At 58.8% G+C, this 21,437-nt stretch carries 21 protein-coding genes and 1 tRNA gene; 12 read left to right on the top strand and 10 right to left on the bottom strand.

Translation table 11 applies throughout. The features are described from left to right. Nucleotides 1-93 precede the first annotated feature (93 nt). Nucleotides 94-636 (top strand): ImmA/IrrE family metallo-endopeptidase, encoded by a 543-nt coding sequence (locus tag DWA01_RS07605; RefSeq protein ID WP_114285240.1) that lies wholly within the window; start codon nt 94-96, stop codon nt 634-636. A gap of 48 nt (nt 637-684) precedes the next feature. Here DWA01_RS07605 and DWA01_RS07600 read toward each other — a convergent pair. Both DWA01_RS07600 and DWA01_RS07595 read right to left on the bottom strand, forming a co-directional pair. Beyond that, nucleotides 685-771 (bottom strand) — tRNA-Leu (locus tag DWA01_RS07600). Between the two features lie 124 nt (nt 772-895). Then, entirely contained in the window at nt 896-2,164 is a 1,269-nt protein-coding gene (locus DWA01_RS07595) for a peptidoglycan-binding domain-containing protein (protein ID WP_114285239.1), read from the bottom strand. Between the two features lie 118 nt (nt 2,165-2,282). Here DWA01_RS07595 and lipB point away from each other — a divergent pair, with 118 nt between their 5' ends. The 4 genes from lipB to DWA01_RS07575 all read left to right on the top strand — a co-directional run bounded on the left by lipB (nt 2,283) and on the right by DWA01_RS07575 (nt 5,995). Next, nucleotides 2,283-2,945, top strand: coding sequence for a lipoyl(octanoyl) transferase LipB (gene lipB, locus DWA01_RS07590; RefSeq protein ID WP_114285238.1), 663 nt, complete (start codon nt 2,283-2,285; stop codon nt 2,943-2,945). Between the two features lie 118 nt (nt 2,946-3,063). Continuing rightward, nucleotides 3,064-3,522, top strand: a complete 459-nt coding sequence (locus DWA01_RS07585) for a c-type cytochrome (protein ID WP_114285237.1) — start codon at nt 3,064-3,066, stop codon at nt 3,520-3,522. Nucleotides 3,523-3,744: 222 nt separating this feature from the next. Further along, nucleotides 3,745-5,418, top strand: a complete 1,674-nt coding sequence (locus DWA01_RS07580) for a cytochrome c oxidase subunit I (protein WP_114285236.1) — start codon at nt 3,745-3,747, stop codon at nt 5,416-5,418. Between the two features lie 79 nt (nt 5,419-5,497). Then, the gene (locus tag DWA01_RS07575) at nt 5,498-5,995 is read left to right on the top strand and encodes a DUF2244 domain-containing protein (RefSeq protein ID WP_114285235.1); all 498 of its coding nucleotides are present in this window, start codon (nt 5,498-5,500) and stop codon (nt 5,993-5,995) included. A 64-nt stretch (nt 5,996-6,059) separates the two neighbouring features. Here the strand turns inward: DWA01_RS07575 and DWA01_RS07570 are convergent, their stop codons facing one another. After that, nucleotides 6,060-6,518, bottom strand: coding sequence for a GatB/YqeY domain-containing protein (locus DWA01_RS07570; RefSeq protein WP_114285234.1), 459 nt, complete (start codon nt 6,516-6,518; stop codon nt 6,060-6,062). Between the two features lie 182 nt (nt 6,519-6,700). On the opposite strand from DWA01_RS07570, the gene carA reads away from it, so the two are divergent. Both carA and DWA01_RS07560 read left to right on the top strand, forming a co-directional pair. Then, nucleotides 6,701-7,861, top strand: coding sequence for a glutamine-hydrolyzing carbamoyl-phosphate synthase small subunit (carA, locus tag DWA01_RS07565; protein WP_114285233.1), 1,161 nt, complete (start codon nt 6,701-6,703; stop codon nt 7,859-7,861). Between the two features lie 85 nt (nt 7,862-7,946). Beyond that, nucleotides 7,947-9,884: a glycosyltransferase gene (locus tag DWA01_RS07560; protein ID WP_114285232.1), complete on the top strand. Its 1,938-nt coding sequence runs from the start codon at nt 7,947-7,949 to the stop codon at nt 9,882-9,884. A gap of 11 nt (nt 9,885-9,895) precedes the next feature. On the opposite strand, the gene DWA01_RS07555 is transcribed toward DWA01_RS07560, so the two are convergent. Beyond that, the gene (locus DWA01_RS07555; protein ID WP_114285231.1) at nt 9,896-10,543 is read right to left on the bottom strand and encodes a GntR family transcriptional regulator; all 648 of its coding nucleotides are present in this window, start codon (nt 10,541-10,543) and stop codon (nt 9,896-9,898) included. A gap of 115 nt (nt 10,544-10,658) precedes the next feature. Here DWA01_RS07555 and DWA01_RS07550 point away from each other — a divergent pair, with 115 nt between their 5' ends. From DWA01_RS07550 to DWA01_RS07540, 3 genes are all read left to right on the top strand, one after another. Next, nucleotides 10,659-11,306 carry a pyrimidine 5'-nucleotidase gene (locus tag DWA01_RS07550; RefSeq protein WP_114285230.1) on the top strand — a complete coding sequence of 216 codons (648 nt, stop codon included), beginning with the start codon at nt 10,659-10,661 and terminating at the stop codon, nt 11,304-11,306. A 92-nt stretch (nt 11,307-11,398) separates the two neighbouring features. Then, nucleotides 11,399-12,598, top strand: coding sequence for an FAD-dependent monooxygenase (locus DWA01_RS07545; protein WP_114285229.1), 1,200 nt, complete (start codon nt 11,399-11,401; stop codon nt 12,596-12,598). An 89-nt stretch (nt 12,599-12,687) separates the two neighbouring features. Further along, nucleotides 12,688-13,128 (top strand): hypothetical protein, encoded by a 441-nt coding sequence (locus DWA01_RS07540; protein ID WP_114285228.1) that lies wholly within the window; start codon nt 12,688-12,690, stop codon nt 13,126-13,128. A 298-nt stretch (nt 13,129-13,426) separates the two neighbouring features. Here DWA01_RS07540 and DWA01_RS07535 read toward each other — a convergent pair whose 3' ends face one another. From DWA01_RS07535 to DWA01_RS07525, 3 genes are all read right to left on the bottom strand, one after another. Beyond that, nucleotides 13,427-14,551, bottom strand: a complete 1,125-nt coding sequence (locus tag DWA01_RS07535) for an aminotransferase class V-fold PLP-dependent enzyme (protein ID WP_114285256.1) — start codon at nt 14,549-14,551, stop codon at nt 13,427-13,429. 257 nt (nt 14,552-14,808) lie between these two features. Continuing rightward, a complete protein-coding gene (locus tag DWA01_RS07530) occupies nt 14,809-15,273 on the bottom strand; it encodes an Lrp/AsnC family transcriptional regulator (protein WP_114285227.1) in 465 nt (154 codons plus the stop codon). Further along, nucleotides 15,270-15,725 (bottom strand): Lrp/AsnC family transcriptional regulator, encoded by a 456-nt coding sequence (locus tag DWA01_RS07525; RefSeq protein ID WP_114285255.1) that lies wholly within the window; start codon nt 15,723-15,725, stop codon nt 15,270-15,272. The genes DWA01_RS07530 and DWA01_RS07525 overlap by 4 nt, the downstream gene beginning before the upstream one ends. A gap of 130 nt (nt 15,726-15,855) precedes the next feature. Between DWA01_RS07525 and ilvC the strand changes: the two genes are divergently transcribed. Both ilvC and DWA01_RS07515 read left to right on the top strand, forming a co-directional pair. Continuing rightward, nucleotides 15,856-16,878, top strand: coding sequence for a ketol-acid reductoisomerase (ilvC, locus tag DWA01_RS07520; RefSeq protein WP_114285254.1), 1,023 nt, complete (start codon nt 15,856-15,858; stop codon nt 16,876-16,878). Between the two features lie 85 nt (nt 16,879-16,963). Then, nucleotides 16,964-17,899 (top strand): DMT family transporter, encoded by a 936-nt coding sequence (locus DWA01_RS07515; RefSeq protein ID WP_114285226.1) that lies wholly within the window; start codon nt 16,964-16,966, stop codon nt 17,897-17,899. Nucleotides 17,900-18,042: 143 nt separating this feature from the next. Here DWA01_RS07515 and glmM read toward each other — a convergent pair whose 3' ends face one another. From glmM to DWA01_RS07500, 3 genes are read right to left on the bottom strand one after another with little or no spacing between them, the layout of a single operon-like run. After that, nucleotides 18,043-19,383, bottom strand: coding sequence for a phosphoglucosamine mutase (gene glmM, locus DWA01_RS07510; protein WP_114285225.1), 1,341 nt, complete (start codon nt 19,381-19,383; stop codon nt 18,043-18,045). Between the two features lie 9 nt (nt 19,384-19,392). Further along, complete coding sequence (gene folP / locus DWA01_RS07505; protein ID WP_114285224.1) at nt 19,393-20,403, bottom strand: dihydropteroate synthase; 1,011 nt, start codon at nt 20,401-20,403, stop codon at nt 19,393-19,395. A 55-nt stretch (nt 20,404-20,458) separates the two neighbouring features. After that, nucleotides 20,459-21,391: a dihydroneopterin aldolase gene (locus tag DWA01_RS07500; RefSeq protein ID WP_114285223.1), complete on the bottom strand. Its 933-nt coding sequence runs from the start codon at nt 21,389-21,391 to the stop codon at nt 20,459-20,461. Between the last annotated feature and the right edge of the window lie 46 nt (nt 21,392-21,437).

Below are 21,437 nucleotides of genomic sequence, written 5' to 3'. Positions count from 1 at the left end.
CGCCTCAACGCAGCACGCCACAGGTGGGCGGACAGCCCGGTACGAGTTGGCGGATGCTGGCGGAATGGGCGGGCGGATACGCCGGAATGCGCAGTGCTTCAAAGGATAGGGAAAACTGGCTTCGAGTTGGTTCGACTTAACGCAGGAGGTGCCATCGCAGGCTGGATCCAACTCAAGTGGAAAAACTCTTCAAAGGCCAGCAAAAACAAATACCGTGTCGCCTACAACGGCAGCCACCACATAACGACACAGTTTACTACACTCGCCCATGAATTGGCGCATATGTTTTTGGGGCACCTTGGCGATAACAAGGGATGGCGTGTTCGGGAACGGGGTCAACCGCATGCCATATGTGAGCTCGAGGCAGAGATGGCCGCCTATCTCTTAGCAACGCGTAAAGAGGTGAAACCGCGTAGTGAAAGTTACCTATCGAGTTTCAAAGGCAACATCTCAGATATCGACTTATACGCGGTTATGCGTGCCGCCAACTCCATTGAACCGGTTATGGGGATATCTGCGCATGAACTATGGACCAAAAAGGGACACGGAAATGATCCAGTCGCCCCAAGGATACGTATAGCTGCCGCCCATAATGCCCACCAAATTAAAAACGGGGAATATCAGGGGAATAACTAACACCCACAAATCTAAGTCATTGAAAAAACAATGCTTTTACTAAGTGAGTGGTGCGGTCGAGAAGACTCGAACTTCCACGGGTGTTACCCCACAGCGACCTCAACGCTGCGCGTCTACCAATTCCGCCACGACCGCACTGTCCAGGCTTGGTGAGGGGCTACATAACGACTCGTTTCGGGGAAGTGAAGCGGAAAATCACCCGGAACTGAATTTCTCTGAATATTCGCGAACCGCCCCCGCGCCGGTTCGCGACAGGTGATTATTGCGCCACCATAAAGCTGGGCAGAGAGGTGGAAACTGAGGCGCCTGTTCCTGTCCTGGATGATGACGTTCCACCACCAATCCGGAACGATGCCTGGCGGATCAGGTTGTTGCGCTCAGGTTGTCCCGGTGCGAACACCGCCGGGGCTCCGGCCGCCAGCGCATCCAGTGAAGCGCTGTACCAGTTGAACGCGAGGTCACTGCGGCGGCTGGCGCCAAACCCCTGCAACAGGTGATGTCCCAGCAACTCGCCATAGGGTTTTTCGCCCAGCGCGTAGAGCATCAGAGCCGAGCCGATAGCGACGTTCATATTGTCGGTGCGATAGCCAACCGACAGGCAGATCCGGGCGGTGCCGCTCATTTGCGCCGGGGAAATGCCGCTGGCCAGAACAAAACCTGACACACCGGACACAACGTCAGACACCGATTTCACCGACAGTGCCGCGATATGTTCCCGCATCGCCGGGCCAAACGCTTCGCATTGTTCAGCGATCTGGCGGGGGGTGAATCCCTGAACTCTGGAGACCAGGTCTTCGCCCCTGGCAATGGCATAGGTCCGCGCCAGACAGAATTGTTCGTTCAGCGCCGCATTGGCGTCCACCATGGTTGATACCGTTGTAAAGCCGCCGTTGCTGTTGGTCATCAGGCTGACCGCATTGCAATGAGAGGCCAGAGACGGCACCACTGCAGCCCCCATGAAGTTTGGCAGAACCGGCGCGGCGGCGACAACCTGGTCGTCCACAACGCTGGTGGTGCTCGCAGCCCCGCCACCTGGGTTTGCGATTTCCTCCTGATAGGCAAGCAACAGCCCGCGTGTGCCCTGGGGATCAGCTGCGATCCTCTGACTGGTCGCGACACCACCGGACACTGCCCGGTAGTAGGAGGTGACAAGGAAATCCTGCTCATAGGGTGTCAGCAGCCCGGTCACACGATATCCCATCGACTGCTGATACTGCGATATAGCGCCGCGGGACCGGCGCCCCAGAACACCATCTGCTGCACCAGCGGCGAACCCAAAGTAATTCAGCGCGGTCTGCACTTCCCGGTTTTCGGCGCGGCTGACTGAGGGGGCAACCACGATGGTGCGGGTGACCGTCTGGCTTTGTTTTCTTTCGCGGTTTTTCGCCGCTTCATTGACGATCACACCGCCAATGATGCCACCAACAATACCGCCAACCAGATCCCCTGAATCGGCAGTTACACGGGCAACGGGTGCAATCAGAAGGGCCGCTGACAGTACGCCCGTTATAATTTGCTTTGAAAACATTTACACTCTCCCCTTCACAATCACGACCAGCATAGTATAGCACATTTACCCGTCTGTGGCGCGCTGGGCTGGCCCGTGGCCAAGCAGGACAACGAACAAAGTATGAACCGGATATCACATGGTAGAATGGCTGAGGGCTGAAGGGATCACCCCCTATGAATTCGCGCTGCAAACGATGGAAGCGCGTGTCGCTGACATTTCTGCCGGGCGGGCAGAGGAACTGATCTGGCTGGTGGAACATCCGCCGCTCTACACCGCCGGCACGTCGGCCCGTATTGAGGACCTGAAAGACCCGGACCGTTTTCCGGTCTATGACACCAGACGCGGCGGTCAGTACACCTATCACGGACCAGGGCAGCGGGTGGCCTATGCGATGCTGGATGTGGGTGCGCGCGGTCGCGACGTACGCGACTTTGTTGCCAAAATGGAAGACTGGGTGATCCGCACGCTGGCTGAGTTCAACGTCAAAGGCGAAAAGCGTGAGGGGCGTGTGGGCGTCTGGGTGGTGCGCCATGACAAACCACTGGGGCCGGATGGCAAGCCGGTGGAAGACAAGATCGCCGCAATCGGGCTGCGCATCCGCCGCTGGGTCAGTTTTCATGGCCTGGCGATCAATGTGGAACCGGACCTGAGCCACTTTGACGGCATTGTGCCCTGCGGCATCACCGAACACGGCGTCACCAGCCTGGTAGATCTTGGCCTGCCGGTGACGATGGATGACGTCGACCTGGCGCTGAAACGCACCTTCAAAGACGTGTTTGCCGACCTTCCGGAGCTTTAGCCCCAGGCAGAATCGGCGGATCCGGCCTTCTGGCCCCCCCCTGCGACAAAACTGTTGTCGCATCTGGCGCTACACACAGTATTATCACGGTACCAATTCAGACTCATCGGAGATCCAAATGAAAAAGATTTTTGTAATAGCGGCTGCGGGCATAATTGCAGGCACCGGCGCTTTTGCCGACGGCCATGCCGATATCGCTCTTGGCGAAAAGACATTTAAAAAATGCAAAGCCTGCCACACCATCTCTAACGGCGACGAAGTGATCTTCAAAGGCGGCAGAACCGGTCCCAACCTGTATGGCGTCATTGGTCGTCAGGCCGGCTCATTCGACGGCTACAAATACGGCCCCTCTCTTGCCGCGGCTGGCGAAGCGGGTCTGATCTGGGATGAAGAAAGCCTGGCGACATTCATCAGCAACCCGAAAGAGTTCCTGAAAGAATACAACGGCGATTCCAAAGCCAAGTCCAAAATGTCCTACAAACTGAAAAAAGGTGGCGAAGACCTCGCAGCCTATCTTGCGTCCGTAGGTCCGGTGATGGACGAGGCCGCAGCCGAAGAATCTTCAGCAACTCAGTAACATCCACAGCGCCCGTGAAGCGTGTTGCAAACCGCTTCCGCGATGTGACAGAACGCAATTCAAGGCTGCGCCGGGCAATTTCTCCCCTGCGCAGCTTTTTTTACGGCAATAGCACACAGGCGCATTGCCCCGCGCGCGCAAGCGCTTTAGAACAACTCCAATTTCGCGGATATCCCCTGGGGATCGCCGCGGTTGGATTAACGCACTTTCAGGAGGCACAGCATGGCAGACGCAGCCATCCACGGCCACGCACACGAGGACAACCGGGGCTTCTTTACCCGCTGGTTCATGTCCACCAACCACAAAGATATCGGCATTCTGTACCTGCTGACAGCGGCCGCTGTCGGGTTCGTTTCGGTTCTTTTCACAGTTTACATGCGCATGGAGCTTATGGATCCCGGCGTGCAGTACATGTGCATGGAAGGCGCGCGATTCTTCGCAGATCCTTCTTCAACATGTACCCCGAACGGCCATCTCTGGAATGTTCTGATCACCTATCACGGTGTTCTGATGATGTTCTTTGTTGTGATCCCGGCCCTGTTCGGTGGTTTTGGCAACTACTTCATGCCGTTGCAGATCGGCGCGCCGGATATGGCGTTCCCGCGGATGAACAACCTGTCCTACTGGATGTATGTTGCCGGCGCCGCTCTTGGTGTGGCCTCGCTGCTTGCTCCTGGCGGCAACGGTCAGCTGGGTTCCGGTGTTGGCTGGGTTCTGTACCCGCCTCTGTCCACCCGTGAAGGTGGTTTTTCGATGGATCTGGCGATCTTCGCGGTGCACCTTTCCGGTGCCTCCTCGATCCTGGGTGCAATCAACATCATCACCACATTCCTGAACATGCGTACCCCTGGTATGACCATGTTCAAAGTGCCGCTGTTTGCATGGTCGATCTTCATCACCGCATGGCTGATTCTTCTGTCGCTGCCTGTTCTGGCCGGCGCCATCACCATGTTGCTGATGGACCGCAACTTTGGCACCACGTTCTTTGACCCTGCCGGCGGCGGTGATCCGATACTATATCAGAACATCCTGTGGTTCTTTGGCCACCCGGAAGTCTACATCATCATCCTTCCCGGCTTTGGCATCATCAGCCACGTCATCGCGACCTTCTCGCGCAAACCAGTGTTTGGCTACCTGCCAATGGTCTGGGCGCTGATCGCGATCGGGGCTCTGGGTTTTGTTGTCTGGGCACACCACATGTACACCGTGGGCATGTCGCTTAGTCAGCAGTCCTACTTCATGATGGCCACGATGGTGATTGCGGTGCCGACCGGCGTCAAGATCTTCTCGTGGATTGCCACCATGTGGGGCGGCTCGATTGAGTTCAAAGCACCGATGGTCTGGGCCTTTGGGTTCCTGTTCCTGTTCACCGTTGGTGGTGTAACCGGCATCGTGCTGTCCCAGGCCGGCGTCGACCGCGCCTACCATGACACGTACTACGTGGTTGCTCACTTCCACTATGTGATGTCGCTGGGTGCGGTGTTTGCGATCTTTGCAGGCATCTACTTCTACTTCGGTAAAATGACCGGTCGTCACTATCCTGAATGGGCTGCACATCTGCACTTCTGGATGATGTTCATCGGCGCCAACCTGACCTTCTTCCCACAGCACTTCCTGGGTCGTCAGGGCATGCCACGTCGCTACATCGACTATCCCGAAGCCTTTGCCTACTGGAACAAGATCTCGTCCTATGGCGCGTTCCTGTCCTTTGCATCCTTCATCCTGTTCTTCGGCATCATGATTTACTCCCTGAAATGGGGTAAAAAAGTAACCCAGAACAACTACTGGAACGAATATGCAGACACTCTGGAATGGACATTGCCTTGCCCACCACCAGAGCACACGTTTGAAACCCTGCCTAAGCAGGAAGACTGGGACCACTCCCGCTCTCACTAAGCTCAGACTGTGATAAGATTTACGGGGTGCCAACCATGTTGGCGCCCCGTTTTCGTTCCGACAGACCGGGTAACAAATCATGCCATACCGCTGGACACCTGCCCCGGAGGGGGACCCGGCTGCGCCGCTGACACTGCGGATCTGGCCACACCGCCCGCTCACGCCCCCCGGGTTTGCCAAAGCCGTCGGCGTGACGGCCATCTTTGCCGCACTTCCCCTGCTGGCCCTGCTGGGAACCCCGTTACTGTGGGTGATGCTGCCTTTTGGTCTCGCGACGCTTGCCGGGTTTTGGATTGCTTTAAAACGCAGCTATCGCGAGGGTCTGGAAGAAGTGCTCACGCTCCACCACGACACCGCAGAACTGATCCACCGCGCACCGGGACACCCCGACAAGATCTGGCGCGCAAACCCCTATTGGGTTCAGGTCAAACTCTACGCTGACCAGGGGCCGGTAGAACAATACCTGACTCTGAAGGGAGACGGGCGCGAAGTCGAAATCGGCGCCTTTCTGGGGCCGGATGAACGGGTCGCGCTCTATGCAGAGCTGCAGGACGTGTTCCGCCGGCTGCCCCGCTGACCTGCAGGGCAATAAAAAAGGCCAGGTCGAAACCTGGCCTTTTGATGCTTGATATCGGCAGCAATCAGCCGATCTTAGCTTTCACCATCGCGCCGACGGAGCCAAAATCCATCTGCCCGGTATACTTCGATTTCAGCGCGCCCATGACTTTACCCATGTCGCGGATAGATTCGGCACCGGTTTGTGCAATGGCATCCTCCACCGCCTGGCGGGTTTCTTCCGCATCAAGCTGACGTGGCAGGAAATCCTCAATCACGGTGATCTCGAAGTGTTCCTGTTCCGCCAGTTCCAGACGGGCCGCCTCTTCATAGAGCCGTGCACTTTCCAACCGTTGCTTGACCATTTTGCCAAGGATTCCAAGGATATCATCATCCGACACCCCCTCGTCCCGACCATCGCCGCGCATCGCAATTTCGCGATCCTTAATGGCAGCATTGATCAGACGCAGCGTTCCAAGACGTCTGGCGTCTTTGTTTTTCATGGCTTGTTTTAACGCGTCCATGACGCGGGTTCGCATTTCCATCGGCAGCCTGCCCCCAGAGTTTCCCGAAGTACCGACCATACAGCGCCCAGCCCAAAGCCACAACCTGGTAGAAAACCGTCAAGTCGCTGAAATTACACGATAGTCATTTTGGCCCTATGCCTTGACCCCAGCGCCCCATTTCCTTAGGTTCCCGACAATTTTGGACCCTGGGGAGTCACGCAATGTCTGCAGCCAATACATCGGAAAAACCAACGGCCTGTCTGGCACTTGCTGACGGCACAATCTTTTACGGTATCGGCTTTGGTGCCCGCGGCGAAACCATTGCCGAGCTGTGTTTCAATACGGCAATGACCGGCTATCAGGAAATCATGACTGACCCGTCCTACGCGGGTCAGGTGGTGACGTTTACCTTTCCCCATATTGGCAATACCGGTGTTACGCCCGAAGATGATGAAACGTCTGATCCGGTCGCCTGTGGCATGGTGGTGAAATGGGATCCCACCGAACCTTCCAACTGGCGCGCCACTGATGAACTGGGCGCCTGGCTTGAAAAACGTGGTCGTATTGGCATCGGAGGTCTTGATACCCGCCGCCTTGCCCGTTCCATCCGTCAGCAAGGCGCGCCCCACGTGGCGCTGGCCCATGACCCTGACGGCAATTTTGATATTGAGGCCCTGGTGGCCAAAGCCCGTGGTTTCTCCGGTCTGGTGGGGCTGGACCTGGCCAAAGAAGTCACCTGCGCACAATCCTATCAATGGGACGAAATGCGGTGGGCATGGCCTGACGGTTTCAAGAAACGCGCGGGCAAAGGCCACAAGGTGGTTGCCGTTGATTTTGGTGCCAAACGCAACATTCTGCGCTGCCTCGCCTCGGCGGGCTGCGATGTGACCGTACTGCCGGCGACCGCGACGGCCGAAGAAGTGTTGTCGCACAATCCGGCCGGTGTGTTTCTGTCCAACGGCCCGGGCGATCCCGAAGCGACCGGCGCTTACGCCGTGCCAATGATCAAGGGCATCCTCGAAACGGAATTGCCGGTGTTTGGCATCTGCCTTGGCCACCAGATGCTGGCTCTGGCCCTGGGGGCCAAAACGATCAAAATGAATCACGGCCACCACGGTGCCAACCACCCGGTCAAAGACAAAGACACCAATAAGGTGGAAATCACCTCGATGAACCATGGATTTGCGGTTGATGCGCAGACCCTGCCGGAGGGCGTGAAAGAAACCCATGTGTCGCTGTTTGACGGGTCCAACTGCGGCATCGCGATTGAAGACCGTCCGGTCTTTTCAGTGCAGTACCACCCGGAAGCCTCGCCGGGCCCACAGGACAGCTATTACTTGTTTGAACGTTTTGTTCAGGCCATTGAGGACCGCGCCAGCTGAGCTGTCTGGTTAATGCCGGGTTAATTTAACCCGATGTTAACCTCGAAATTCCATGGTCAGGTATGATTGATGTCATCGCCTGACCATGATTATTCAGTCTTCGCTGCCACGCAGACCGGATAAAATTATCGTTCCGCGCCGTCTCCGGCGACGCGACCACCCAGGCTCTGCACTGGACAATTACCGAAAACCTCTGGGCCAGATCCTGATGGATATCGGCGCGCTCAGCCCCCATGACATGATCACTGCAGCGGCCTTGCGCCGGCGCGAGGATACCAGCTTTGCTGATATTCTTCTGGCCCATGACATGGTGACCCAGGTCGCACTCGACTGTGCTCTGTCGCTCAAATACAGTGCAGAAATCGCCGATTTCAACTTGTTTCCCGCAGAAGGCGCGCTGATAGAGCGCTATGGCGCCGCCCGCTGTCTGCGCGACAATGTACTGCCCTGGCGGCGTGTTGGCTCGGTTACGGTCATCGCCTGCTGCGACCCCGGTATGTTCCGCGAAATTCAGCCCCGGCTGCGACAATGTTTCGGCGCCTGCATCATGGCCGTCACCAGCACGACCGGATTACACCAGGAGCTGATCCGGCTGCGACCATACTCGCTTGTGCAGCGCGCTGAAACCCGGATCCCGGCGCATGAAAGCTGTCGCGACAGAGCGCTTGTACCGCTTATCGCTTTCCTGACAGCCGCGACCTTGCTTTACGGTGTGTACAGTCTCACCAGCGCATCCACCGTATTCAGTGCCCTGACGATCTTCGCAATTTTGGTTCTGATCCTGAACTCGGGTTTAAAAATCGCCGCGGCCGTCAGCCAGTTGCTGGTCCGCAAAAGCCTGGAGGATCAGGACCTGCAACGCTGGCCGCCGCCGCCGCTTGGCCGGTTGCCCACGGTATCTGTGCTGATCCCGCTGCTGCGTGAAGAGAATATAACCGACCACCTGCTCGCACGGCTTTTAGATCTGAGCTACCCGAAGGAATTGCTCGATATTTGTCTGGTGATTGAAGAAGACGATACGCTCACCCGCGCCACCCTGTCCGGGGCCACCCTGCCTTACTGGATGCGCCAGATTATTGTGCCGCGCGGAAAGTTGAAAACCAAACCACGGGCTCTGAATTACGCACTGGATTTCTGTCGGGGCTCCATTATTGGCATCTACGACGCGGAAGACGCGCCTGCCCCCGATCAGATCCACAAAATCGTGCGGCGTTTCCGCAGCCGCGGGCCCGAAGTTGGCTGCCTGCAGGGGGTGCTGGACTTTTACAACAGCCGGACCAATTGGCTGTCACGCTGTTTTACCATCGAATACGCCGCCTGGTTTCGCCTCATTCTGCCCGGAATGCAGCGGCTGGGGCTGGTGGTTCCGCTTGGTGGTACCACGGTTTTTTTCCGCCGCGAGGCGCTGGAACGCGCCGGGTGCTGGGATGCGCATAATGTGACTGAAGACGCTGACCTGGGCATCCGGCTGGCACGCCATGGATTTCACACCGAATTCGTCAATACCGTCACCCATGAAGAAGCAAACTGCGCCGCCGGTCCCTGGATCCGGCAGCGGTCCCGCTGGCTCAAAGGCTATGCAATGACCTGGGCCGTACATATGCGCAATCCGCGAAAACTGATGCGTGATCTTGGACCCTGGCGCTTTTTGGGCGTGCAGGTGTTGTTGATCGGCACACCGCTGCAACTGCTGCTAACCCCGCTGATGTGGAGTTTCTGGGCAATCCCTTTGGGACTGCCGCACCCGCTCCAGGCACAGCTCTCGCCCACGGCCTTCGCATGGCTCGCCGGGATATTCCTGACGGCAGAAGCGCTGAATCTGGGTTGTCAGGTGCTGGCGTTGCGGCGCAGGCAACATCAAGGGCTGTGGAAATGGGTGCCCACCATGCATTTTTACTACCCTCTGGGTGTTCTTGCGGTGCTGCGGGGCCTGATATCAATGATTTTCAGACCCTATTACTGGGACAAAACCGCCCATGGTGTGGCGATGCCCGAAGAGCCCGCCGCGAGTCGGCACCACTAGCGGCCATGCCATCAGTCGCCGTTTTGCTCCGCTTCGATTTTCAGGCGGGTCACAAAGGCTTTGGAAATATGGGATTTCAACGCAGTATAGGCTTCCTCCCCATCGCTTTTTCCAATCGCGGTGACGATGCGGTCATGCTCGGAAAGCGCGGTTTCACTGCGCCCCTCTACCGCAAGAGAAGTTGTCGCCAGCAGAGCCATCGAGCGGTGCACCAGATCCAGTTGCTGCACCAGATAGCGATTGTGTGAGGCCAGATGCACCTGCTTGTGAAAGCGGCGATTGGCCCGCGACAGCGCGGCCGGGTCATTCAGAAACGCCTGGTCTTCTTCAACCATGTCGCGCAGCACTTTGACCTCCTCCGGCGTGGCATGGCGCGCCGCCAGCCGCGCCGCAAGCCCTTCCAGTTCGGCCCGCACCACATAGAGTTCCGCCAGTTGATTGTGATCCAGAGACGCGACAATTAACGACCGCCCGTCCCGGGTCAGAAGCCCCTGGGTTTCAAGACGTTGCAACGCTTCGCGGATTGGCGTGCGCGAGACACCGAACCGATCGGCCAACTCGCTTTCCACCAGCCGGTTTCCCGGGCCATAGGCCCCGGTATCAATCGCTTCCAGGATCAAAGAATACGCGTCTCTCTGAATTATCTTTTCATCGTTCATTGCTGGCCCTCTGATCCCTGCTCCGCGCCAGGTTACGCGCGTAAATCCAGGCAATCAAGCACAGGCTGCAGAAATCCCGATTGCGCCCGCCCCGCCCTGGCAGTACCCTGGCGCCATGATTAAATCTCGCTTTTCGCATATAAATCACTGGGTCTTTGACCTCGACAACACCCTGTATCACCCAAGCGCGCGCCTGTTTGATCAGATTGAGCTGCGCATGAGCAACTGGGTGATGAAAACGCTCAAAGTTGACCGCAGCCAGGCCGACCGGATGCGGCGTGAATACTGGGCAACCTATGGCACCACGCTGGCGGGACTGATGAGGGAGCACGACATCGATCCTGCGCCCTATCTGACCGATGTGCATGATATCGACCTCAGCCATCTGGAGGCCGACGCAGAGCTGGCGGCACAGATCAGCGCCCTGCCGGGCCGCAAGATTGTCTATACCAACGGATCCGCCCCCTATGCCGAACGTGTGCTGGAAGCGCGCGGGCTGTTGGGCCGGTTTGATGCGATCTATGGCGTTGAAAATGCTGGTTTTATGCCAAAACCTGAGCGGGCGGCCTTTGAACGCATTTTTGCCAGGGATTCGTTGCCGCCGGAAAGTGCTGCGATGTTTGAAGACGATCCGCGCAACCTGGCAGCGCCCCATGACATGGGTATGCAAACCGTTCATGTGGCCCCGGACGCGGTGCCAGCCCCCCATATTCACCACCATACCAATGACCTGACCGCGTTTCTGACACGGTTAACCCAATAATCAAAGCACCACCCGGCGCCTTTGCCGCATGGCAGGCGTGATGGAACAGACTTATAGCGGACAGAAGGTCTCTGCGACCTCAGGGAGCCCGGATGGAACGAACGAAAGTAGATGTGCTGGTATGTGGCGGCGGCATTGCCGGCCTTGTCAGCGCGGCCGCCTTTGGCGCCTCGGGGTTTTCCACATTACTGGTCGACCCGACGCCCCCGGTCACCGACGGTGACAGCCAGGGCAGCGATCTGCGCTCCACCGCATTTTTACGCCCGGCGCGCGACCTGTTTCGTCAGATCGGCATCTGGGACATTCTTGCCCCGCACGCAATGCCGCTCGACGCACTGCGCATTGTTGACAGTCTTGGCCACCCGCCTGAACTGCGTGCAGAGCGCATCTTCCGGGGAGACGAGGTCGGCGACGAACCGTTCGGCTGGAATTTCATGAACTGGCTGATCCGGCGGGAATTGCTCGCTGCTGTCGCGAATATGGACGGCGTTTCCCTGCGTTACGGCACCGGCTTCAAATCCATGTTGACACGCACCACCGGCGCTTTGGTGACGCTGTCGGACGGGACATTCATCCAGGCGCGCCTGGTGATCGGCGCCGACGGACGTCATTCTGCGGTGCGCGAGGCCGCTGGCATCGGCACAAAAATCACCCGTTATGGCCAGAAAACTCTGGCCTTCAGCGTGACCCATTCCGAGCCCCACAACCAGGTCTCAACTGAAATTTACCGCGATGGCGGCCCGTTTACGATGGTGCCGCTGCCTGACATTGACGGCGCGCATGCCTCTGCCATCGTCTGGATGAACCGCGCCGCCCGGGCCCAGGAACTCTATGACATGGATATCGCGTCCTTCACCGATGCAATGAATGAACGCTCCTGCGGTCTTTATGGCCGGCTGACGCTGGCCTCAGGCCGGGCGATCTGGCCGATTATCACCCAGCGCGCCACCCAGTTAAGCGCAGAACGAGTCGCGCTGGTGGCGGAAGCGGCCCATGTCCTGCCTCCGATCGGCGCCCAGGGGCTGAATACATCGCTGAATGACCTCGATGTGCTGTTAAGACTTGCGCTGGAGGCACCTGACGCGCTTGGCAGTGCTGCGATGCTGGACAAATACGCCAAGGCCCGCCATGGCGACATCGCCGCCCGCGCCCGGGTGATCGATCTGTTCAACCGTGTAACCCGTTCAGAAGATACCGTTTTGCAAGCGGTCCGCATGGCAGGGCTGAAGGCGGTCCATGACATCAAACCGATCAGGCGCGGTGTGATGCGCGCAGGTCTGGGACCGATCTGAAATTGATGAACGCCTCTTAACCATATTTTAAGCCCGCTCGTGTTTTCTGAGTGCAATACAGCGCATTTATCTAAAATTCGAGTGGTCCCATGTCCTATACAACTTTACTGTTGAACGGGTTCAGTTTTGCCGAAAAGAACCCCTTTGAGCCGCCGTCGTTTCCGGCGCGTGAGTTGCATTTTGCCCATGACGCGGTGATCAGCCTGCATGTGGTCGGGGCGCGTGACAATGACGAGGTCTCGCCCTCCTCGATGGTTATCGCCATTGAGATTTACAACTCGCCTCAGGACTATGTATTGAACCGCGCTGCCCTGCGCTATGCGCCGCACAGCAAATGGGATTCCGCCGGTGTCACCCGGATCGGCCGCGGCCGCGGCTATCCCTATTTTGAGTTTGACGCTTCGTCTTTCTCCTGCCCCGACCCGGAGGCCCCCAAACTGGGCCGCATGGTGGTGGCGACCGGCGTTAAACTGGGCCGCTCTGCGCTGGCGCCGATGCCCTTGTTTGCAGAAGAACAAGCTCGCGCCTGAGCACACCTGCGCGACACCCCGCCAGGCGTTCTGCGCCACGCCCTGTTAATGTAATCCGCATCGCCGTTGGAGATTCATCACGGCGGCGGTTTCAGGTGCCGGACCGCAATTGCGCAAATCGCTTTCGCGCGCGGGGACCAGTCACCTGCCCCTGCCCCCTGTACACAGCCAAACTGGCCCGTATGACGGAACACACGGACCAGCTTATCTCTCAGCATCGCACGCCAGTCAGCTCAACGAGGCGTTTTCCAACGGGAAAACCCCGAGACATCCTGCGCGCCGCAGGCGCTCCTTCTGATCAGAGCACCTTGTCCAGAACCACTTTCAGACGCGCTATGGTCCCCTCAACATCGTAAAGCTTGTCCAGACCAAACAACCCCAGACGGAAGGTCATAAACCCGTCAGGCTCGTCACAGGCCAGAGGCACACCGGCTGCGATCTGCATGCCTTCAGCGGCGAATTTAGACCCGTTCTGCACCGCCACGTCCGAGGTGTAGCTGACCACCACACCCGGCGCACCAAAGCCTTCGACAGCAACCGAAGTGATGCCTTTTTCAGCCAGCAAATCGCGTACGCCGTTGCCCAGAGCCCATTGCGCGTCGCGCAGCTTGTCAAACCCGTAGTCTCTGGTTTCCAGCATTGTGTCCCGGAACGCACGCAGCGCGTCCGTGGGCAGCGTGGCGTGGTAAGCATGGCCGCCATTTTCATAGGCCATCATGATTGAGTGCCATTTCTTCAGATCGATGGCGAAACTGTCGGAGCTGGTATTTTCCATCCGCGCCAGGGCGGCGCTGCTCATCATCACAATGCCGGCCGAGGGCGAAGCGGACCAGCCCTTTTGTGGCGCCGAGATCAGCACGTCCACACCGCTGGCCTTCATATCCACCCACGCGCAGCCCGACGCGATACAGTCCAGCACCATCAGCGCACCGACCTCATGCGCAGCTGCGGCCATGGCCGCGATATAGTCGTCCGGCAGGATCACCCCGGCAGAGGTCTCCACATGCGGGGCAAAAACCACCCCTGGTTTTTCTTTGCGGATGGCAGCAACGACGTCCTCAATCGACGCCGGTGCAAAAGGGGCTGTGATGCTGTTGCCCGACTGGCGCGCTTTGAGCACGGTAGATTCAGCAGCAAAGGCGCCGGCTTCAAAAATCTGGCTCCAGCGGTAGGAGAACCAGCCATTGCGCACCACCAGCGTTTTTGCCCCTCTGGCAAACTGACGCGCCACCGCCTCCATCCCGTAAGTGCCACCACCGGGTATCAGCGCCACAGCCTCGGCATTGTAGACGTCTTTCAACATGGCTGAGATGTCGCGCATAACCTGCTGGAACGTCTGGCTCATGTGATTAAGGGAACGATCCGTAAAGACCACTGAAAATTCGTCGAGACCCGTGGGGTCGATATCCTGCAAAAGCGCCATGACAAGCTCCTTGAATTCATTTCCCGGCAAGATTAGCGGCTCTTCCTGCAATTGGAAAAGTCTTCTTTCACTTTCCGGCAAACTATTGTTCCTGCGTATGTTTTCAGCCATCCGGAACGCCATTGAAACGACAGAAAAATTTCAACAGCATCAACTGCCGCTCAATAATGCCAGCCAGCGACGTCCGTCAGAGCCACCGCGGCGCGAAATCTTTGTCCCAACGCAGATTTTTGCGCCGGTCCCCCGGGAACCAACCGCTACTGCGACCCCAGCGGCCCTTCCAGGCGCTCTTCTGAGAGCAGCACGTTGGCTTCGACATCGCCGATGCCCGGCAGCGTCATGATCCGGCGGCGCAGCACACGCTCAAAATCGGAAATGTCCCGCGCGGTAACCCGCAGGCGGTAATCATACATGCCAAGCACGTGCTCGACCGTCTGCACCTCCGGAATGGCGGTGACGGCGCGCTCAAAATCTTCCAGCGAGACCCGCCCCTTGGTCGCCAGTTTAACCCCCAGGAAAACCGTGACACCAAAGCCGAGCTTTTCGGCATCCAGATCAAGTCTGCGCCCGGCAAGGATACCGGCGGTTTCAAGGCGCCTGATCCGCCGCCAGGTGGCCGGTTGCGACAGACCAAACGCGCGCCCGAGCGCACCAGCAGATTGGGTGGCGTCCCGGGCAAGCGCCTTCAGCAACCGGAGGTCAATGTTATCCAGATCAATCACAGCGGCAGAATCTCTTCGGATTTGATGCGGGCCACATGCATCAACGCTTCAATATCGCTGATATGTGGCAGCGCGAGCACCTGGCTGCGGTAGATATTCTGATAATGCTGCATGTCGCGGGCGATGACTGACAGGCGCACATCAACACGCCCCAAAAATGTTTGTATTTCAATCACTTCTGGAATACCGCGGGCCGCTTCGATAAAATCATCAAAGGCGCGGTTCTGGGTTTTGTCCAGCGTGACACGCAGGGACACTTCGACTGCATACCCAAGCGCGCGCCAGTCAATCACCGCGCGCTGACCGCGCAGAATACCGTTTGCCTGCAGCTTGTCGAGACGCCGCGACAGCCGGGAGCCGGTCACCCCCAGACGATCCGCCAGATCGGGAATCGAGAGGGCGGGATCCTGTTGCAGATGGCGGAGTATGCGCCTGTCGAGATCATCAAGCATGAAAACTACCATAATTTGCAAAATGACGAATGAACAGTGCAAATTTTCCTGAAAAAACACCAGGATCGATCTCGCAATTGCCCCGCAGACCACTATGATCGCCTCAGACATTTACGAAAGGACCGCTGACATGCGCGTTTATTACGATCGCGATTGCGATATCAACCTGATCAAAGACAAAAAAGTGGCCATCCTGGGCTATGGCTCGCAAGGCCACGCTCACGCCCTTAACCTGCGGGATTCAGGCGCGAAAAACCTCGTTGTAGCTCTGCGTGAAGGCTCTGCTTCCGCGAAAAAAGCTGAAGGCGAAGGTCTGACGGTTATGGGCATCGCCGAAGCGGCTGCCTGGTGTGACCTCATCATGTTCACCATGCCCGATGAGCTTCAGGCCGAGACCTACAAAAAATACGTACATGACAACATCAAACCCGGCGCGGCAATCGCCTTTGCCCATGGTCTGAATATTCACTTTGGCCTGATTGATGCCAAAGAAGGCGTCGACGTGATCATGATGGCGCCCAAAGGCCCCGGTCACACTGTGCGCGGCGAATATGTCAAAGGCGGCGGCGTTCCCTGCCTCGTTGCTGTGGACAAAGACGCCTCCGGCAACGCGCTGGAAATCGGCAAAAGCTATTGCTCTGCCATCGGTGGCGGTCGCTCTGGCATCATCGAAACCAACTTCCGCGAAGAATGTGAAACCGACCTGTTCGGCGAGCAGGCTGTGCTCTGTGGTGGTATCGTTGAACTGATCCGCATGGGTTTTGAAACCCTGGTTGAAGCCGGCTATGCCCCTGAAATGGCATACTTTGAATGCCTGCACGAAACCAAGCTGATCGTGGATCTGATCTATGAAGGCGGCATCGCCAACATGAACTACTCGATCTCCAACACTGCGGAATATGGCGAGTATGTTTCTGGCCCACGGATCCTGCCTTACGCCGAAACCAAAGCGGCAATGAAAGATGTTCTCACCGACATCCAGACCGGCAAGTTTGTGCGTGACTTCATGCTGGAAAACGCCGTTGGCCAGCCCTCATTCAAAGCCACACGCCGCCTGAATGATGAGCACCAGATCGAAGAAGTTGGCAAAAAACTGCGTGGCATGATGCCATGGATTTCCGCTGGCAAACTGGTGGATCAGGAAAAAAACTAAGTCTTTTTCCAGACCCTGATTTTGCGATTGACCCCGGCCCCGCGCCGGGGTCTTTTCGTTTGATCCACCAACATCGGAGAATCCCATGGATCAGCGCGCTAACTGGCTGAAATTACTCACTCTTGGTCTCATCTGGGGCGCCTCCTTCATGTTTGCTGATATTGCCCTGCGTGATTTTGGCCCGATGACCATTGCCGCCTTGCGGATTTCTCTGGGTGCCCTCGCGCTGCTGATTGCAGCCAGAATGATGGGCAAATCGCTGCCAAAACTGCGCGCTGAAAACGGCGTAACCATCTGGGCTGTCGCTGTGTCCCTGGGCATTCTCAGCAATGCGCTGCCGTTTTCTCTTTTGAACTGGGGGCAGAATTACGTGGCGTCTGGTTTTGCCGGCGTCAGCATGGCGACGGTGCCGCTTCTGGTGCTGCCGCTGGCACATTTTCTGGTGCCGGGAGAACGCATGTCCCTGCGCAGGTCCATCGGATTTATCGTGGGTTTTCTGGGAGTTGTCGTATTGGTTGGCCCGGCGGCACTGCAAAGCGCCGGTGGCGAGATGGAGCTTTGGGGACGGCTCGCCTTTATCGCTGCGGCCGGCTGTTATGCCCTGGGTATGATCATCATCCGCCTGTGCCCTGACGTGGACCGGATTTCCCTTTCCGCAGCCGTCCTGCTGGCAGGCGCGGTGATCTCGCTACCACTGGCGCTCTACTTTGAAGGCCTGCCGGAAAACATAAGCCTGGTGCCGCTGCTGTCGCTGATTTATCTGGGCCTGCTGCCGACCGGCCTGGCGCAATTGCTGCAAGTGCAGGTGATCCGGGATGCAGGTCCGACCTTTGCCACCCTGGTCAGTTATATGGTGCCGGTGTGGGCGATGGTTTTTGGCATTATTTTTCTGGCCGAGCCAGCGCAGTCTACCCTGTTCCTCGCCCTCACGCTGATCCTGAGCGGCATGGTGCTCAGCCAGCTCGGCGCCCTGCGCCGGATGGTGGCCAGCCGCCGCAAAACCGCTTTAACTCCAGAGTAACCGCCGCGGCCAAATGTGCAATTTGCACATTCCGGGCCCCGGGTTGTGCAAAACCAGCAACATCTGCGAACAGGCAAAAGCCTCGCCGGTCTCGGCGGGGCATTTGCAACAGCGGACGGCGCCTGCAACCTCAGACCGCAGGATCAGACGGCAGCTTCGACCTCGGCAACGATGGCATTCACCACCTGCCCCAACAGTTGATCGTCCTCGCATTCCGCCATCACCCGGATCAGCGGCTCGGTGCCGGATTTGCGGATCAACAGCCGGCCCTTGCCACGCAGCAGCGCTTCGCCCTCTTTGATCGCCGCCTGCACCGGCGCCATCTCAAGCGGGGTCTGGCCCAGCTGGTAGCGCACATTCTTCAGCATCTGCGGTACGGTTTCAAACACCCGCGTCAGCGCGGACGCGGTTTTGCCGGTCTCAACCATCGCCGCCAGCAGCTGCACCCCGGCCAGCAGCCCGTCGCCGGTGGTGGCGTAATCGGTCATCACGATATGGCCGGACTGCTCGCCGCCCAGGTTAAAGCCGCCCTGGCGCATACGTTCCACCACATAGCGGTCGCCGACCGCCGTGCGTTCCAGCCGCAGCCCCTGGGCCTCCAGGTGGCGTTCCAGCCCGAGATTGGACATCACTGTCGCCACCAGCGCGCCGCCCTTCAGCCGGCCGGTTTCTGCCCAGCGGGTTGCCAGCAGCGCCATCAGCTGATCGCCGTCGGCGACATAGCCGTGCTGATCAATGATCATCACCCGGTCGGCATCACCATCGAGGCAAATACCCACATCCGCGCCATGCGCCACCACCGTCTCCGCCGCCATTTGCGGATGGGTCGAGCCACAGCCTTTGTTGATATTCACCCCGTCCGGGCTGACCCCGACCGGGATCACTTCGGCACCCAGTTCCCAGAGCACTTCCGGCGCGGTGCGGTGGGCGGCGCCATTGGCACAATCCACCACCACTTTCAGCCCCTCCAGCGAAATGTCAGGCAGCGTAGATTTCACCCGCTCGTTATAGCGGAAACGACCGTCATCAATGCGTTTGGCGCGGCCGATATTTTCGGCCTGGGCCGGCTCAATGGTGCTGAATACCAGCGCCTCAATCTCGGCCTCGGCCTCATCGGACAGTTTAAACCCGTCGGGGCCGAAGAATTTAATGCCATTGTCCTGGTGCGGATTGTGCGAGGCAGAGATCATCACCCCGACATCGGCGCGCATCGAGGTGGTCAGCATGCCCACAGCGGGCGTCGGCACCGGCCCCAGCAGCAGCACATTCATCCCCGTGGAGGTAAAACCGGCGGTCAGCGCGTTTTCAAACATATAGCCGGACAGCCTGGTGTCCTTGCCAATCACCACCCGGTGTTCAGTGCCGCCGTCGCGGCGGAAATAACGCCCGGCCGCCGCGCCCAGGCGCAGCACCATTTCAGCGGTCATCGGGTCAAGATTTGCGGTGCCGCGCACCCCGTCGGTGCCAAATAATTTACGTGTCATAATTCAGAATTACCCTTCCAGGCCGTTGGCGGCAAGCCAGAGCGTCAGCGCCTGGCGGGTTTCGGCGACATCATGCACCCGGGTGATCTGTGCGCCCTGCGCAATTCCGGCGAGCGCCACCGCCAGCGAGCCGGGCATACGGGCGCGTGCTTCGGCGGCCTGGCCAAGTTCGCCGATAAAGCGTTTGCGCGACACCCCGAGCAGCAGCGGACAGCCCAGACTGTGAAACAGGCTGAGCCGCGCCAGAAGCGCCAGGTTATGCTCCAGCGTTTTGCCAAAGCCAATGCCGGGGTCGATGATGATACGGGCGCGATCTATGCCAAGGCTTTCGGCATGTGAGATACGCTCTTCAAGGAAATCATACACATCCAGCAGCACGTCTTCGTACTGGGGTGCCTGTTGCATGGTGGTGGGATCACCCTGGGCATGCATCAGACAGACCGGCGCCGTGCTGGCCGCCACGGCTGCCCCCAGGTCGGGATCATAGGTGAAAGCGGAGACGTCATTGACGATTGCGGCACCGGCCGCCAGCGCCGCACGTGCCACCTCGGCCTTGCGGGTATCAATCGACACCGGCACGGCCACGCCGCCCGCCACCGCCCGGATCACCGGCGCGGTGCGGGCGATTTCCTCACTTGCCGGCACCAGCGTGGCGCCGGGGCGGGTGCTTTCACCGCCGATATCCAGAATGTCGGCGCCGGTGCCCGCCATGGTGCGCGCATAGCTCAGCGCCGCCTGGGGGGCGTCAAACAGACCTCCGTCGGAAAAACTGTCCGGTGTCACATTGAGGATCCCCATCAGCCTCGGAGCTTCCAAAGAAACACCGGCGATGGCGGCGCGCGGCGCGCTCAACCGTTCAAGTACATCGGCGGGCAGATCGGCCGCTGCAATGATGGCCGGCGCGGCACCGCGGCACAGCACTTCGGCATGGGTGAACCAGGACCAACCGGCAGCAAGCGTGACAGCTGATGCGGGACGGGACGGGCCAACCTGGGTCAGCGGGCGGAAATACTGTTTCATAGGCAAATCAACCTTTGGCTGGGGGCAGAACTGGGGCCCTAAGGGGCAGAAAGGATCAGAACGGGTTTTTGTTGCCGGCAGTGTCGGAGTCAATCACCGTGGTTTTCACCGCATTCATTTCGGCGGCGAACCAGTGTGTCAGCGCCAGGGCGTCCCGCGCGTCCGGCGCCGGATCGCCCACAGTATCAAGCACGAATTTACCCGGGGCCCAGATCACCATCTGGCCGTTTTTCATCGCCCAGTCCAGTTCTGTGCGGGTGCCCGCCACCACGCACGCAGGCGCAAGCGCCGCCAGGGTCCAGGCGTTTTGCTCAATCGCCAGCAGGTCGATATGACGTTGCGCCGTGCCACCGGGTTCGGGCCGGGCACAATCCGGAACACCGACGGTAAGCACCACCGCGCCCTGGCCGTTTTTGTCGGCGTCTCCGGTTCCGGCGAGCTGCGCCAGCCAGCCGCTCAGCCGCTCCGAGGCGATCGCCTGATTGCACAGGTGCACCACATGCGGGCGGGGCCCAGTGGATATCGTGGCGCCAGGGGTCTCCGCCGGGGCCGCCGTGCCACTGCGCACGATCTCGACGCCAAGTTTAAACGGGCCCCGGTCCAGTTTTTCGATGCGCAGAAACACCCGTGCTGCCTGGGGTTCGCTCAGGATGCGGTCGGCGATGCGGTCAGCCAGGGTTTCCAGCAGGTTCAGCCGCTCGGCGGCCAGCTCATAGTCGATCGCTTCGCGGATGGTGTCATAAGACAGGATATTATCAACATCATCGCCCAGCGGCGCCGTCGCATCCGCCACTTCCACCACCACATTAAAGCGCAGTTTCTGGATCAGATCGCGTTCCACCTGAAAGGCGCCGATTTCGACCCCAACATCGTAATCGGACAAGGAGATCCGGTCCAGCGGACCGGGCGCCGTAGCCTCGGAGCGTTCAACCGGATGCGCAAAGGCGCTGGAAATTTCGGCGGCGGTGGTCTCGGTGCTGTCAGACATGGCTATTCCGGTGTTGGTTTCAGCTCCGGTCTAACCTGGTTTGCCG

It is taken from the genome of Candidatus Halocynthiibacter alkanivorans (assembly GCF_003333265.1).
Taxonomy (GTDB): domain Bacteria; phylum Pseudomonadota; class Alphaproteobacteria; order Rhodobacterales; family Rhodobacteraceae; genus Halocyntiibacter_A; species Halocyntiibacter_A alkanivorans.
The sequence above is the reverse complement of the archived record's forward strand: the minus strand, read 5'-3'. Positions and strand labels throughout refer to the sequence as shown.